The organism is Saccharopolyspora endophytica (assembly GCF_018070075.1).
GTDB lineage: Bacteria > Actinomycetota > Actinomycetes > Mycobacteriales > Pseudonocardiaceae > Saccharopolyspora > Saccharopolyspora endophytica.
This window is the reverse complement of record NZ_JAGPXE010000004.1, coordinates 438825-453994: the sequence shown is the minus strand read 5'-3', so window position 1 is coordinate 453994 and position 15170 is coordinate 438825. Positions and strand designations below refer to the sequence as shown.

Annotated in this window: 11 protein-coding genes and 1 pseudogene; 11 read left to right on the top strand and 1 reads right to left on the bottom strand. The window is 71.2% G+C overall.

From position 1 onward, the window contains the following. Nucleotides 1–89: 89 nt before the first annotated feature. Nucleotides 90–1808: an IlvD/Edd family dehydratase gene (locus tag KBO27_RS12695; protein WP_210970171.1), complete on the top strand. Its 1719-nt coding sequence runs from the start codon at nt 90–92 to the stop codon at nt 1806–1808. 137 nt (nt 1809–1945) lie between these two features. Here KBO27_RS12695 and KBO27_RS12690 read toward each other — a convergent pair whose 3' ends face one another. Continuing rightward, a complete protein-coding gene (locus tag KBO27_RS12690; RefSeq protein WP_307870381.1) occupies nt 1946–2461 on the bottom strand; it encodes a CHAP domain-containing protein in 516 nt (171 codons plus the stop codon). 260 nt (nt 2462–2721) lie between these two features. Between KBO27_RS12690 and KBO27_RS12685 the strand changes: the two genes are divergently transcribed. The 10 genes and pseudogenes from KBO27_RS12685 to KBO27_RS34565 form a co-directional block, all read left to right on the top strand. Further along, entirely contained in the window at nt 2722–4368 is a 1647-nt protein-coding gene (locus tag KBO27_RS12685; protein WP_210970356.1) for a UDP-N-acetylmuramoyl-L-alanyl-D-glutamate--2,6-diaminopimelate ligase, read from the top strand. Between the two features lie 94 nt (nt 4369–4462). Continuing rightward, nucleotides 4463–5935 carry a UDP-N-acetylmuramoyl-tripeptide--D-alanyl-D-alanine ligase gene (locus KBO27_RS12680; protein ID WP_210970170.1) on the top strand — a complete coding sequence of 491 codons (1473 nt, stop codon included), beginning with the start codon at nt 4463–4465 and terminating at the stop codon, nt 5933–5935. Then, entirely contained in the window at nt 5932–6999 is a 1068-nt protein-coding gene (gene mraY / locus KBO27_RS12675) for a phospho-N-acetylmuramoyl-pentapeptide-transferase (protein ID WP_210970169.1), read from the top strand. The genes KBO27_RS12680 and mraY overlap by 4 nt, the downstream gene beginning before the upstream one ends. A 206-nt stretch (nt 7000–7205) precedes the next feature. After that, nucleotides 7206–8609, top strand: a complete 1404-nt coding sequence (gene murD, locus KBO27_RS12670; protein ID WP_210970168.1) for a UDP-N-acetylmuramoyl-L-alanine--D-glutamate ligase — start codon at nt 7206–7208, stop codon at nt 8607–8609. Between the two features lie 4 nt (nt 8610–8613). Further along, nucleotides 8614–10035, top strand: coding sequence for a putative lipid II flippase FtsW (gene ftsW / locus KBO27_RS12665; RefSeq protein ID WP_210970167.1), 1422 nt, complete (start codon nt 8614–8616; stop codon nt 10033–10035). Between the two features lie 53 nt (nt 10036–10088). Next, nucleotides 10089–11180, top strand: coding sequence for an undecaprenyldiphospho-muramoylpentapeptide beta-N-acetylglucosaminyltransferase (gene murG / locus KBO27_RS12660; RefSeq protein ID WP_210970355.1), 1092 nt, complete (start codon nt 10089–10091; stop codon nt 11178–11180). Beyond that, on the top strand, nt 11177–12628 hold the full coding sequence (murC, locus tag KBO27_RS12655) for a UDP-N-acetylmuramate--L-alanine ligase (protein WP_210970166.1): 1452 nt from the start codon (nt 11177–11179) through the stop codon (nt 12626–12628). The genes murG and murC overlap by 4 nt, the downstream gene beginning before the upstream one ends. Further along, a complete protein-coding gene (locus KBO27_RS12650) occupies nt 12625–13350 on the top strand; it encodes a cell division protein FtsQ/DivIB (RefSeq protein WP_307870379.1) in 726 nt (241 codons plus the stop codon). The genes murC and KBO27_RS12650 overlap by 4 nt, the downstream gene beginning before the upstream one ends. 59 nt (nt 13351–13409) lie before the next feature. Next, on the top strand, nt 13410–14642 hold the full coding sequence (locus tag KBO27_RS12645) for a nitric oxide synthase oxygenase (RefSeq protein ID WP_307870378.1): 1233 nt from the start codon (nt 13410–13412) through the stop codon (nt 14640–14642). Between the two features lie 233 nt (nt 14643–14875). Next, a pseudogene (locus tag KBO27_RS34565) lies at nt 14876–14950 on the top strand (helix-turn-helix domain-containing protein); the annotation flags it as partial. Nucleotides 14951–15170 lie beyond the last annotated feature (220 nt).

Below are 15170 nucleotides of genomic sequence, written 5' to 3'. Positions count from 1 at the left end.
TTCGGTATTGCGGATGGGCTATTGCGTGCCGCCGCACGAGCTGGTTACGTCGCTTCCATCCGCTGGAAACCACAGCTCGGGAGGACGCGATGAGCACGCCGCGGCGCAGCGCCAGCTGGTTCGGGGCCTACGGGAGAGCGGGCATGACCGCTCGCTCCTGGGTGAAGAACCAGGGCTACAGCGACGAGGTGTTCGACGGGCGGCCGGTCATCGGCATCGGCACGACCTGGTCGGAGCTGGCCCCGTGCAACGCCCACCAGCAGCGCATCGCCGAATCGGTGAAGCGCGGCGTCTGGCAGGCGGGTGGGTTCCCCCTGGAATTCCCCAACATGGCGCTCGGCGAGACGCTGATGCGGCCGACCACCATGCTCTACCGGAACCTGCTGGCCATGCAGGCCGAGGAGACCATCCGCGCCAACCCGCTCGACGGCCTGGTGCTGCTGTCGGGTTGTGACAAGACCACTCCCGGATTGCTCATGGCCGCCTCCAGCGTCGACCTGCCCGCCGTGATGCTCACCGGCGGCCCGATGCTCAACGGCAAGTACCGCGGAACCGACATCGGCTCCGGCACCGCCGTGTGGCAGGCCGAGGCCGACCTGGTCGCCGGCCGCATCGACCAGGAGGAGTGCTACTTCATCGAGGGCTGCATGTCCCGTTCCAACGGGCACTGCATGACGATGGGCACCGCCTCGACCATGGCCTGCGTCGTCGAGGCGCTGGGCATGCAGCTGCCCTACGCCGCGTCCTGGCCCGCCGTGGACGCCCGCCGCTACGCCACCGCGCAGCAGACCGGGCAGCGAATCGTGGAGATGGTCTCCGAGGACCTCAAGCCCTCCGACATCCTCACCCGCGAGGCGTTCCGCAACGCCATCCGCGCCAACGCCGCCATCGGCGGCTCCACCAACGCCGTGGTGCACCTGATCGCGATCGCCAAGCGGGTCGGCGTGGAGCTCACCGTCGACGACTTCGACCTCGACACCCGCGAGGTGCCGACGCTGGTGAACCTGCAGCCCAGCGGCAAGTTCCTGATGGAGGACTTCTGCTACGCCGGCGGGCTGCCCGCGGTCCTCAAGGAGCTCGGCGGGCTGGTCGAGCGGGAAGCGATCACCGTCAACGGCAAGACGATGGGCGAGAACATCGCCGACGCCGAGGTGCACAACCGCGAGGTCATCACCTCCTTCGACGAGCCGTTCCAGGCCGTGGGCACCGGCACCGCCGTGCTGCGCGGATCGCTGGCGCCCGGTGGTGCCGTGATCAAGCAGTCCGCGGCCTCGCCCCGGCTCCTGGTGCACCGGGGCACGGCGATGGTGTTCGAGGACGTCGACGAGTACTACGCGGTGTGCTCCGACGACGATCTCGACGTCGACGAGAACACCGTGCTGGTGGTCCGCAACGCCGGGCCGAAGGGCTACCCGGGGATGCCCGAGGTCGCCAACGTCCCGGTGCCGAAGAAGGTGCAGGACGCCGGGTTCGACGACATCGTCCGCATCTCCGACGGCCGGATGAGCGGGACCGCCTACGGCACGGTCGTCCTGCACGTCACGCCCGAGGCCGCGGCCGGTGGTCCGCTGGCCTTCGTCCGCACCGGCGACACCGTCAGCCTCGACGTGCCCAACCGGCGGCTGGACCTGGAGATCCCGGACGAGGAGCTGCAGCGCCGCCGGGCCGAGTGGAAGGACCCGGACAACCCCTACGAGCGCGGTTGGCAGCGGCTCTACTACGACCACGTCCTGCAGGCGTCCGACGGCGCCGACCTGGACTTCCTCGTCGGCAAGTCCGGCAGCTACGTCCCCCGCGACGGTCACTGACCGAAGCGACGAACCGCGCTGAGCGACCTACCCGGACGCTCAGCGCGGTCAGGCGCGTGGCGTTCGAATTTCGCGCGAAATTCGAGTCGGAACTTCGGAGCTCGAATTTCGCGCGAAATTCGAAGGGGCCGGGGGTGTCAGAGGCCGGCGGGGACCTGGGGGTCGCTCCAGCCGAGGTAGTTGGCGAAGTAGGAGGTGCTGTCGGCGTGGCCGATGGCGCCGTTGACGCTGCTGCTGTGGAAGCCGCCGTTGCCGTCGGCGATGCCGACGTGGCCGTACTCGCTGATGTTCCAGTAGACGAAGGCGCCTGCCGGGGGAGTGGAGCCGTCGGTGTGGGCCTTGCCCGCGGCGACCGCGCCGTTCCAGTGGTCGATGGCGGAGGGCCAGACGCCGGTGACGCCCCAGGCGTTCTCGGCGGCCATCTCGCACAGGCCCTCGTAGGAGGTGTCTCCCGCGCGGGCTTCGAACCACTCGACGGCGCCCTGGGCGGTGCCGTCGCCGGCGTCGAACGGGGTGACGGCGGCCGGGGCGGTGGCGGTGGGTTCGGCGGCCGGCGCGGGTGCGGCCAGGGCGGCCTGGGCGGTCAGCGGAGCGAGGATCAGGGCGGCGGCGAGACCGGTGGCGGCGACGCGGCCGGGGCGATGGTTTCTCACGGCTTCCTCCAGCGACTGGTGAATCTCCAACGGGCATCGGAACGTTATAGGTCCGGAATGTCGTGAGCCAGGGGTGCGTCGACTTCTCGCCACGGCGCCCGCTCCCCGTGAAAACGGACAACCCGCCCCGCGTCCGTCACGCTTCGGAACGGACGTGCACGGGGCGTCGAAACGCGCGCCCCGAACCGCGCAACGCCCGGAGCGCCACTGCTCGTTTCGGCGCAGCGGTCGTGCGGCCGAACGGGTGGGCGACCATGGAGATGCGGCCGACGGTGGTACCGGTAGCCTTGCGCGACGTGCCTTCCGCGGTCGCGACTGCCCCGCCTCGACCCACCCGCGTCGAGCCGGTGCAGATCAACAAGCTCGCCGATGAAATCGGCGCGCGCGTGGTGCGCGTACCTGGTCAGCCCGCCTTCGAAGCGGCCGTCACCGGTGCCACACTCCGCGCCCAACACGTGCGTCCCGGCGACCTCTTCGCCGCCCTACCCGGCATCCGCGTGCACGGCGCCGACTTCGCCGAGCAGGCGCTCGACGCGGGCGCGCACGCGGTGCTCACCGACGCCGACGGAATCCTCCGCGCGAACCTGACCGAGCATCCCGCGGTCCGCGAGGGGCGCGTGGTGCTGCTGGAGCACGACGACCCGCGCGGCGTCCTCGGCAGGGCCTCGGCGCTGATCTACGGGGACCCGTCCAGCAAGCTCAAGATCCTCGGCGTCACCGGCACCTCCGGCAAGACGACCACCAGCTACCTGCTGGAATCCGCGCTCAACGCCGCCGGCCTCACCACCGGCCAGATCGGCACCGTGGAGACCCGGATCGCCGGTGAGCGCCTGGACAGCGCGTTCACCACCCCCGAGGCCCCCGACCTGCAGGCGCTGCTGGCGGTGATGGTCGAGCACGACGTGACCACGGTCGCCATGGAGGTCTCCAGCCACGCGCTGGCCATGGGCCGCGTGTCGGGCACCCGCTTCGCCGTCGGTGCCTTCACCAACCTCTCCCAGGACCACCTGGACTTCCACCGCGACCTGGAGGACTACTTCCAGGCCAAGGCGCTGCTGTTCGACGGTCGCGCCGACCACGAGGTGGTCTGCGTGGACGGCGACTGGGGTCGCAGGCTGGTCACCTCCGGCACGGTCACCGTCTCCACCGAGAGCGCCGACGCCGACTGGACCGCCACCGACGTCACCGCCTACCCGACCGGCGAGCAGACCTTCACCGCGCACGGTCCCGGCGGTGTCGAGATGCCGATCCGGCTGCGCCTGCCGGGCCCGTTCAACGTCGCGAACGCGCTGCTGGCGATCGGTGTGCTGCACGCCGCCGAGGTGCCGCTGGCCGCGATCGAGAAGGGCCTCGCCGAGGTCGACGTGCCCGGCCGGATGGAGCGTGTCGCGCTGGGGCAGGACTTCACCGCTGTGGTGGACTACTCGCACAAACCCGGTGCGGTTTCGGCCGTGCTGGACGCCGCGCGAGCGCAGGTCGACGGTGACGTCGTCGTCGTGCTCGGCTGCGGAGGCGACCGGGACACCGCCAAGCGCCCGCTGATGGGCGAGGCCGCCGCACGGCGGTCGGAACTGCTGATCGTCACCGACGACAATCCGCGGAGCGAGGACCCGGCCGACATCCGGGCCGCGATGCTGGCGGGGGCCCAGGAGGTCCCCACCGGCGAGCGTGGTGAGGTGATCGAGATCGGCGACCGCCGAGCGGCCATCGTCGCGGCGGTCGAACGTGCCAAGCCCGGCGACATCGTGGTCGTCGCGGGCAAGGGCCACGAGACAGGACAGGATGTGGCGGGCGTGGTGCACCCCTTCTCGGACCGGGAGGAGCTGGCCGCCGCGCTGCGCCATAGGCTTGGCGACAACGAAGAAACCCAAGATCGTCGGGGGCGGGACACGACAGCGGGCGCGTGAGCGCCGGAACGCTGGCGAAGCAGCAGATCAGGAGGCCGGGTGACAACCCGGCCTGCCGGACGCGGGTGTCCCGCAAGAACACCGAGGAGGCAGGTTGATCCGGCTCAGCCTTGCTGACATCGCTTCGGCGGTGGACGGCAGGCTTCACCGTGCGGAAGGTTCGGAGATCGTCAGCGCCGGGGTCGAGTTCGACTCGCGCAAGATCACCGACGGCGGGCTTTTCGTGGCCGTGCCGGGAGAACGCGTCGACGGGCACGACTTCGCCGCGCAGGCCATCACCGACGGCGCGACCGGCGTGCTCGCCGCGCGCGAGGTGGACGCCCCCGCAGTGCTGGTGCCGACGGTGCCGGTCGAGGAGCGCTCCAGCGCCATGGCGCTGGCCGGCGACACCGACGGCACCGGAGCGGCCGTGCTGGCCGGGCTGGCGAAGCTGGCCCGCCACGTCGTGGACCGGCTGCCGGAGCTCGCCGTCGTCGGCGTGACCGGTTCGTCCGGCAAGACGTCCACCAAGGACCTGATCGCGCAGCTGCTGGCCCCGATGGGGCCGACGGTCGCGCCGCCCGGCTCGTTCAACAACGAGCTCGGGCACCCGTGGACGGTGCTGCGCGCCGACGAGCAGACCCGGCACCTGGTGCTGGAGCTGTCGGCCCGCGGCGTCGGCCACATCGCGAACCTCTGCGAGGTCGCCCCGCCGCGCATCGGCGTGGTCCTCAACGTCGGCCACGCGCACCTCGGCGAGTTCGGCTCGCAGGAGGCGGTCGCGCAGGCCAAGGGCGAGCTCGTCGAGTCGCTGCCCGCCGACGGGGTCGCGGTGCTCAACGCCGACGACCCGCTGGTCGCGGCGATGGCCGAGCGCACCCGGGCGCGGGTGGTCTTGGTCGGCGAGTCCCCGAACGCGCACGTGCGCGCCGAGGACGTCGAGGTCGACGAGCTCGCGCGACCGACGTTCACGCTGGTCACCGAGGCCGGCAAGGAACGGGTGACGCTGCCGCTGTTCGGCGAGCACCACGTCGGCAACGCCCTGTCGGCCGCCGCCGTGGCGCTGGAGCTGGGCGCGACGCTGCCGCAGGTCGCCGAGCGGCTGGGCTCGATCCAGCGGGTCTCCGCGCGACGCATGGAGGTCGCCGAGACCCCGAACGGCGTCACCGTGGTCAACGACGCCTACAACGCCAACCCCGAGTCGGTGCGCGCCGCGCTGAAGACGCTGGCCGCGATGACCAGGGGCCGCCCCGCGCGGGCGTGGGCCGTGCTCGGGCCGATGGCCGAGCTCGGCGACGCCGACGTGGAGGCGCATGACGAGATCGGGCGGCTGGCCGTCCGGCTGAACATCGACCGGCTCGTGGTGGTCGGCGAACAGGCCCAGGCGATGCACCAGGCCGCATCGCTGGAGGGGTCGTGGGGAGAGGAATCGGTGCTCGTTGCGGACATCGACGAGGCCGTCGCGCTGCTGCGCGCCGAGCTGCGTCCGGGTGATGTGGTCTTGACCAAGGCGTCCAACTCGGCCGGGCTGTGGCGAGTCGCGGAAGCCTTGTTCGCCGATGGCGGTAATGGAGAGCAGCAGCAGTGAAGCCGATTCTGATTTCCGCCGCGGTGGCGCTGGTGGTCTCGATCCTGTTCACGCCCTACCTGATCCGGGTGTTCTCCCGGCAGGGCTTCGGACAGGAGATCCGCGAAGAGGTGCAGGGCCAGCACGCCGCCAAGCGCGGCACGCCGACGATGGGCGGCATGGCCATCCTGGTCGCCATGTGGTGCGGCTACCTGGTCACCCACCTGGTGATGGGCGAGCCGCCCACGGCCACCGGGCTGCTGGTGCTGGGGCTGACCACGGCGCTGGGCATCGTCGGGTTCCTCGACGACTTCATCAAGATCCGCAAGCAGCGCAACCTGGGTCTGAACAAGACCGCGAAGCTCGTCGGCCAGCTGGTCGCCTCGGTGCTGTTCGCGATCCTGGCGATCCAGTTCCCGAACCAGAACCAAGTCACCCCGGCGTCGGTGGACCTGTCGTTCCTGCGGGACATCACGGTGATCTCGTTCGGCGCGGTCGGGTTCGTGATCTTCGCCTACATCGCGATCAGCGGCTGGTCCAACGCGGTCAACTTCACCGACGGCATGGACGGCCTGGCCGGTGGCACGGCGGCGATGGTGCTGGCGACCTACGTGCTCATCGCGTTCTGGCAGCTGCGCAACGACTGCTTCGGCGCCGGTCCGGCTCCGGGCTGCTACACCGTGCGCGACCCGCTGGACATCGCAGTGGTCGCGGCGGCGGCGATGGCGGCCTGCGTCGGGTTCCTGTGGTGGAACGCCGCGCCCGCGAAGATCTTCATGGGTGACACCGGGTCGCTCGCGCTGGGCGGTCTGCTGGCGGGTCTGTCGATGGCGACCCGCACCGAACTGCTGATGATCATCATCGGTGGTGTGTTCGTCGTCGAGGCGCTGTCGGTGGTGCTGCAGATCGTGGTGTTCCGCACGACTCGCCGACGCTTGTTCCGGATGGCTCCGTTCCACCACCACTTCGAGCTGGCGGGCTGGGCCGAGACCACGGTCATCATCCGGTTCTGGGTGCTGGCGGGCATCAGCTGCATGTTCGGCGTGGGGCTCTTCTACGCCGACTGGCTGGCACTGGCCAGGTAGGAATGGAAAGAGGACCTGATCGTTCTGCGTAGCGGTGCAGGTAGCGGAACCTGACACGCCGTCTGGACTCCGGGCGCCGCTCCTGATGTATGCCAATGCACGGCGTCCCGGGGTCCTCGCCAGACGACGTGTCAGAACCCGCGGCGGTGCGGGTTGCTCAGGTGGGCTGACGGCTTCGCCGTTGAAGACCGATTGAAGGAGGCGCAGTGGCTGACAGCCGGTACCGAGGGTTGCGGGTGCTGGTCGCCGGTGCCGGGGTGTCCGGGCGGTCGGCGGCGGAGGCGCTGCTGGCTGCCGGCGCCGAGGTGACGGTCACCGACGGTTCGGCCGACCGGCTCGCCGCGCTCGCCTCGCTGGAATCCCAGGGCGCGCAACTCGTTCCCGGGCTCAGCACCCCGCCGGAGGACACCGACCTGGTCGTCACCAGCCCCGGCTGGCGTCCCGACGCGCCGCTGCCCGCCGCGGCGGCGGCCGGCGGGATCGAGGTGATCGGTGAGGTCGAGCTCGCCTGGTGGCTGGACCAGGAGCGGCCCGAAGGCCCCGCGACGTGGCTCGCGGTGACCGGCACGAACGGCAAGACGACCACGGTGAGCATGCTGGAGTCGATCCTGCGCGCCGCCGGTGCCGACGTCGTGGCCTGCGGGAACGTGGGCCTGCCCGTGGTGGACGCGGTCCGCGCGGGGCACCGGGTGCTGGCGGTGGAGCTCTCCAGCTTCCAGCTGCACTGGCAGCGGGCGCTGCGCCCGAAGGCCGGTGCGGTGCTCAACCTCGCCGACGACCACCTCGACTGGCATGGCTCGCTGGAGTCCTACGGCGAGGCGAAGGCGAAGGTGTTCGCGGGCAACGACGTCGCGGTGTTCAACGCCGACGACGAGTGGTCCACCCGGCTCGTGGAGGCCGCGGGGGACCGGCGCGTGTCGTTCACCCTCGGCGTCCCGCAGGCCGGTCAGCTCGGCGTCGACGAGGACCGGCTGGTCGACCGCGCTTTCGGTGAGGACGTGGAACTCGCCCTGCTGTCCGAGGTCCGCCCGGCGGGCCCGCACAACGTCGCGAACGCGCTGGCCGCGGCGGCGCTGGCCCGCGCGCACGGCGTCGAACCGGCGGCCGTCGCGGCGGGCCTGCGCGACTTCGAGCCCGGAGCGCACCGCTCGGTGCTCATCGCCGAAGCCGACGACGTGTCCTATGTGGACGACTCCAAGGCCACCAACCCGCACGCCGCCGACGCCGCCCTGCGCGCCCACGACTCCGTCGTGTGGATCGCGGGCGGCCTGCTCAAGGGTGCCGACGTCGACGAACTGGTCCGCGCCAACGCCGGACGGCTCGCGACCGCGGTGCTGATCGGCCGCGACCGGGGCGAGTTCTCCGCCGCACTCGGCCGACACGCCCCGGATGTGCCCGTGCACGAGGTCGCATCGGGGGACGATGCGGGGATGCTGGAAGCGGTTCGCCTGGCGCACGACAGCGCGCGGCCGGGCTCGGTGGTGCTGCTCGCACCCGCGGCAGCGTCGATGGACATGTTCACCGACTACGCCCACCGCGGCAGGGCTTTCGCCGACGCGGTGCGCGACGTGCTGTCCGAAACCCCGGCGGCGACGACGCGCGGCGGGTGATCCGGTGACCACCGCTGCGACGAAGAGCGCTGCCGCGCGAGACCCCCGCAGGCGAGCCGGGGTGACGGTGCTGTCCACGCTGACCGCCTGGCTGACCCGCCCGCTGGCCTCGTTCCACCTGCTGCTGGCCGTCTTCGGCCTGCTCACGGTGTTCGGCCTGGTGATGGTGCTCTCGGCGTCCAGCGTCGACTCGTTCAACCGGGACGGCTCGTCCTACAGCGTGTTCGTCAAGCAGGTCATGTACTGCGGCGCCGGGCTCGTGCTGTTCTACATCGCGCTGCGCGCGCCGGTGCGCCTGCTGCGCCGCTACAGCCTCGGCATCCTGGCCTTCTGCCTCGGGCTGCTGGTGCTCGTGCTGATCCCCGGCGTGGGCACCGAGCTCAACGGCGCCCGCAGCTGGTTCTTCGTCGCCGGCGTGTCGTTCCAGCCCGTCGAGTTCGCCAAGATCGCCTTCGCGCTGTGGGGCGCGCACGTGCTGGTCACCAAGCGCGGCCTGATGACCCAGTACCGCCACCTGCTGGTGCCCGTGGTCCCCGCCGCGCTGCTGATGTTCACGCTCGTGATGATGCAGCCCGACCTCGGTTCGACGATCACGCTGTTCGTCGTGCTGCTGGCGCTGCTGTGGTTCGCCGGAGCGCCGCTGCGGCTGTTCCTCGTGATGGCGCTGGGCGCGGTCACCGGCGGCATCGTGCTGGCCATGATCGCCGAGTACCGGATGGCGCGGCTGACGTCCTTCCTCGACCCGGCCTCGGACCCCTCCGGCAACGGATACCAGGCCATGCAGGCGCTGTTCGCGCTGGCCGACGGCGGGCTGATGGGTCGCGGTCTCGGTCAGGGCTGGTCGAAGTGGCAGTACCTGCCCAACGTGCACAACGACTACATCTTCGCGGTCATCGGTGAGGAGCTCGGGTTCATCGGCTGCGCCATAGTGCTGATGCTGTACGCCACCACGGCCTACGTGGGCATGCGCATCGCCTTCCGCAACACCGACCCCTTCATCCGGCTGGTCGCGGCGACCCTGACCACCTGGTTGGTCGGCCAGGCCGTGATCAACATCGGCTACGTGGTCGGCCTGCTGCCCACCACCGGCCTGCCGCTGCCGCTGATCTCCTCGGGCGGGTCCTCGGTGGTGACCAGCATGCTGGTGTTCGGGCTGCTCGCGAACTTCGCCCGGCACGAACCCGAAGCCATCGCCGCGCTACGGTCTCTGGGACCGGGGCGGGTCGGCAAGCTGCTGCGACTGCCCACCCCGGCGCCTTACCGTCCGCCGGCGAGGCGGAAGACTTCCCGGCCCGTCCCCCGGACCCGGCCCGGTGCCAAGAGCTCAGGCGCGTCCGGAACGCGCCGGAGCGGAGCAGAACCCCGCGCACGTGGTGCGCGCAGCGGGCCCGGATCCCGGGCTCAGACACGAGGAGGACACCGTTGAGCGGGGACCAGACGGTCCGCATCCAGCGCCTGGGCGAACCGCAGGGCGCTGCGATGGGCATGCGCCGGCTGTCGGTGGTGGTCGCCGGAGGCGGCACCGCGGGGCACATCGAACCGGCCCTGGCGCTGGCCGACGCGGTACGACGCGTCCGCCCCGACGCCCAGATCACCGCGTTGGGCACCGAACGAGGTCTGGAGAACCGGCTGGTCCCGGCTCGCGGGTATCCGCTGGAGCTGATCCCGCCGGTGCCCATGCCGCGCAAGCCCAACGCCGACCTGCTCAAGCTGCCGCTGAAGGTGCGCGAGTCGGTGCACCAGACCCGCGACGTGCTCGACAAGGTCGGCGCCCAGGTCGTCGTCGGCTTCGGCGGCTACGTCTCGCTGCCCGCCTACCTGGCCGCCCGCGGCCGGGTGCCGATCGTGGTGCACGAGGCCAACGCCCGCGCCGGACTGGCCAACAAGGTCGGCGCCAAGCTCGCCGCCCGCGTGCTGGCGGCGACGCCGGACAGCGGCCTGCCCGGTGCCCAGGCCATCGGCATCCCGCTGCGGGAGTCGATCACCCGGCTGGACCGCTGGAAGCTGCGGATGCAGGCCCGCCAGCACTTCGGGCTGCACCCGCACGCCCCGACGATCCTGGTCTTCGGCGGATCGCAGGGCGCGCAGACGCTCAACACCGCCTTCTCCGGTGCCGCGCAGGCGCTCGGCCGCGCCGGCATCGGCGTGCTGCACGCGCACGGGCCCAAGAACAGCGTCGCCATCCAGCAGGTCATGGGCGCGCCGATCTACCGGACCGTGCCGTACCTGGAGAAGATGGACCTCGCCTACGCCGCCGCCGACCTGGTCGTGTGCCGGTCCGGCGCGATGACCGTCGCCGAGGTCTCCGCCGTCGGCCTGCCCGCCGTGTTCGTGCCGCTGCCGCACGGCAACGGTGAGCAGGCGCTCAACGCTCAGCCGGTGGTCAGCGCCGGGGGAGCCCGGCTGGTCGCCGACGCGGAGCTGACGCCGCAGCGGGTCATCGACGAGATCATCCCGATGGCGCTGGACGCCCAGCGGCTGCAGATGATGAGCCAGGCCACCATGGGCAGCGGCCACCGCGAGGCCGACCAGGTGCTCGCCCGCATCGTGATGGAGGTGGCGGGTCAATGACCGCCGACATGGACCGACTGCTCGATCGGGTTCACCTGGTGGGCATCGGTGGGGCCGGGATGAGCGGCATCGCCCGCATCCTGCTCGCCCGCGGCCGCCAGGTCTCCGGCTCCGACGCGCGCGACTCGCGCACCGTCATGGCGCTGCGCGCCCAGGGCGCGAGCATCGGGATCGGGCACCACGCCGAGAACCTCGACCTGCTCGACCAGGAGCCGACGGCCGTGGTGGTCTCCACCGCGATCCGCCCGGACAACGCCGAGCTGGTCGCCGCGCAGGAGCGCGGCATCACCGTGCTGCGGCGGGCCGAAGCGCTGGCCGGGCTGATGTCCGACCACCGCGTCGCCTGCGTCGCGGGCACGCACGGCAAGACCTCGACGACCTCGATGCTCACCGTGGCGTTGCAGCACTGCCGGATCGACCCGTCGTTCGCCATCGGCGGCGACCTCAACGAGTCCGGTGCCAACGCGCACCACGGCGACGGCGGGGTCTTCGTCGCCGAGGCCGACGAGAGCGACGGATCGTTCCTGGTGTTCGCCCCGTCCGTGGCGGTGGTGACCAACGTCGAACCCGACCACCTGGACCACCACGGCACCGCCGAGGCCTACACCAAGGTCTTCGAGGACTTCATCAGCCGCATCGAACCGGGCGGCGTGCTCATCGCCTGCTCCGACGACCCGGGCGCGGAAGCCCTTGCGGTGCAGGCGGAATCCGCCGGCGTGCGGGTTCGCCGCTACGGCGCGAACGCCACCGCCGACGGCGACGCCCGGCTGGCCGGCTACCGCGCCACCCAGGGCGTCGGCGTGGTGTCGGTGGAGCTGGTGGCCGGCGAGCTGGTCGACGTGCAGGTCGCCGTCCCCGGCGAGCACATGGCGGGCAACGCCGTCGCGGCCCTGCTGGCCGGTCTGGAGCTCGGTGCCCCGCTGGAGGGGATGCTGGAAGGCCTGGCCGCGTTCGGCGGCGTGCGGCGCCGGTTCGAGTTCAAGGGCCGGGTCAACGGCATCCGCGTCTACGACGACTACGCCCACCACCCGACCGAGGTCTCCGCGCAGCTGCGCGCGGCCCGCCCGGTCGCCGGTGCGGGCCGGTTGGTCGTGGTGTTCCAGCCGCACCTGTTCTCCCGGACCGCGACCTTCGCCGCCGAGTTCGCCGAGGCCCTGGGCCTGGCCGACGAGGTCGTCGTGCTCGACGTCTACGGCGCGCGGGAGGACCCGCAGCCGGGCGTGACGGGCAAGCTGATCTCCGACGCGATCCCGCTGCCCGCCGAGAACGTGCACTTCGAGCCGTCCTTCACCGACGCGGGCCCGCGCGTCGCGGGCCTGGTGCGTCCCGGCGACCTGGTGCTGACCATGGGCGCGGGCGACGTGACGATGCTCGGCCCGGAGATCCTCGGTGAGCTCGACCGGGCCCTCGCTTCCGGCGGCAACGGCAACGGGGAGGACCACGGGTGACGGACCGGAGCGCGGTGGAGCGAGCGCGGCGCCGTCCGGTGCGCCGGAGCGCGCCGCCCGCTCCAGCCTGGCGGCGCTTCCTGCTGCCGGGTGTGCTGGCGGTGGCGACCATCGGTTTCCTGGTCGTCTACTTCTCGCCGCTGCTGGGCGTGCGGACGGTGCGCGTGGAGGGCAACGACGGTCTGTCCTCCGACGCGGTGATCCAGGCCGCCGAGGTCGCCGAGGGCACGCCGATGCTGCGGGTGGATCCGGAGCAGATCCGGGAGCACCTGCGCGGCTTGCCGAAGGTCGCCGACGCGACGGCGGTGCTGGACTGGCCGTCGACGGTGATCATCCAGGTCACCGAGCGGGCCCCGGCGGCGTACTTCCGCGCCACCGACGGGATCCGGGTGCTCGACGTGGCCGGGGTGCCGTTCGAGACGGTCGCCGAACCGCCCGCCGGTGTGCCGGAGCTGCGCGCGCCGAAGGCCGCCGCCGACGACCCCACCACCCGCGCCGCGCTGTCGGTGCTGGTGGCGCTGCCGGTCCCGGTGCGGGGTGAGGTGACCGCGGTGCTGGCGCGCAGCCCGAGCGACGTGCGGCTGGAGCTCACCGGCGGTCGCACCGTCGACTGGGGTTCGCTGAAGGACACCCAGCGCAAGGCGCTGATCCTGCCGCCGCTGCTGACCCGCCCCGGCACGGTTTACGACGTTACGACACCCGCGCTGCCCACGGTCGCCTGAACGGCCGTCACCGAACGGCACCGGATCAAGATCGTTTCCGTCGCGCTAACGTGGGCGACGTGTTCAGGGTGAGTGGTGAAGCGCCGGAGGCGGTCTTCTCCGGGGGATCAGGTGCGGCGGAGCGGACCCGCCGATTACGACCCGTCCCACCGCCACCCGCGCCCAGGGCGCCCGCGATCGACCTCGCCGAGGCCGAGGAGTTCCTGCGGCTGTTCCACGCCGAGAACCAGGTCGAGGTCCCGATCCAGCAGCGGCTGGCGCGGATGCGCTACGAGGTCGAGACGACCGGCACCTATCGGCACACCCCCGACGAGCTCTCCTACGGCGCGAAGGTCGCCTGGCGCAACAGCGCCCGCTGCATCGGCCGGTTGTACTGGCGCAGCCTGAAGGTCCGCGACCTGCGCGACGTGCACACCGTCTCCGGTGTGGCCGCGCACTGCGTCGAGCACCTGCGGATGGCCACCAACGGCGGCAAGATCCGCCCGGTCATCAGCGTCTTCCCGCCGGAGACCCCGCAGCGGCCCGCGCCGCGGATCTGGAACGAGCAGCTCATCCGCTACGCCGGTTACCGCAGCCAGGACGGCAATGTGCTCGGCGACCCGCGCTACGCCCGGTTCACCGAGACCGTCACCGGTTACGGCTGGCGAGCACCGGCCCGCCCCACGGGGTTCGATCCGCTGCCGCTGGTGGTGGAGACCCGCGAGGAGGGCGCGCACATGTTCGCGCTGCCCCCGGACGCGGTGCACGAGGTCCCGATGACCCATCCCGACCTGCCGTGGTTCGCCGAGCTCGGGCTGCGCTGGCACGCGGTTCCGGTCATCAGCAACATGCGGCTGAGCATCGGCGGCGTCTCGTACCCGGCCGCGCCGTTCAACGGCTGGTACATGGGCACCGAGATCGGTGCCCGCAACTTCGCCGACAACGACCGCTACAACCTCGTCCCGGTCGTCGCCGAGCGCCTGGGCCTGGACACCTCGCGCGAGGACACCCTGTGGCGGGACCGCGCGCTGGTCGAGCTCAACCGCGCCGTCCTGCACTCCTACCAGCAGGCCGGCGTGACGATCACCGATCACCACACCGAGTCGCACCGCTTCCTCACCCACCTGGCGAAGGAGGAGTCGGCGGGGCGCAAGTGCCCGGTCGACTGGTCCTGGATCGTCCCGCCGATGTCGGGCGCCCAGACCCCGGTCTTCCACCGCTACTACGACACCGAAGCCCCGGGCCCGAACTACTACGCCGACGACGAGGCCACCCAACGCGCCCTCACCGGAGGCCCACCCCACTTCGCCTGACGTCAGCTGCGAGGTTTCGGGACGGTGAGGCGTCTCGGTGAAGGATGGCGACGCGCTGGATTGCGCTCCGCGTCACCCAGAGCGGTGCCCCGGAGTGGTGATCGCGGGGATGTTCGGCCTCTTCTTGCCCACTGGGAGTTGCTGTTTCTCCAATTGTGATGCCGTGTCAGAACATCCGTGCGCAAAGATGTGAAAGTGGTTGGTAGGAAAAGAATTACAGATACGATGAAAGCGTGAAACTCCGCTACCGGTACCGCTTGTATCCGACTCCTGGTCAGCAGACGGCGTTGGCTCGAGCGTTCGGCTGTGCTCGAGTGGTTTTCAACGATGCCATCACCGCGCGGCAGGATGCGTACCGAGCTGGGGCGAAGTTGCCCTCGGTAGCGGAGTTGTCGAAGAGGTTGATCACCGAGGCGAAGAGAACACCCGAACGAAATTGGTTGGGTGAGGTCTCCGCCGTGGTGCTGCAGCAGGCCCTGCGTGATGCCGACAGGGCTTATGCCAACTTCTTCGACTCGATCAGAGGGG

Coding starts and splice junctions, on each gene's coding strand:
- KBO27_RS12695 (WP_210970171.1), top strand. CDS start 90: ATGAGCACGCCGCGGCGCAGCGCCAGCTGGTTCGGGGCCTACGGGAGA.
- KBO27_RS12685 (WP_210970356.1), top strand. CDS start 2,722: ATGCGGCCGACGGTGGTACCGGTAGCCTTGCGCGACGTGCCTTCCGCG.
- murG (WP_210970355.1), top strand. CDS start 10,089: ATGGGCATGCGCCGGCTGTCGGTGGTGGTCGCCGGAGGCGGCACCGCG.
- murC (WP_210970166.1), top strand. CDS start 11,177: ATGACCGCCGACATGGACCGACTGCTCGATCGGGTTCACCTGGTGGGC.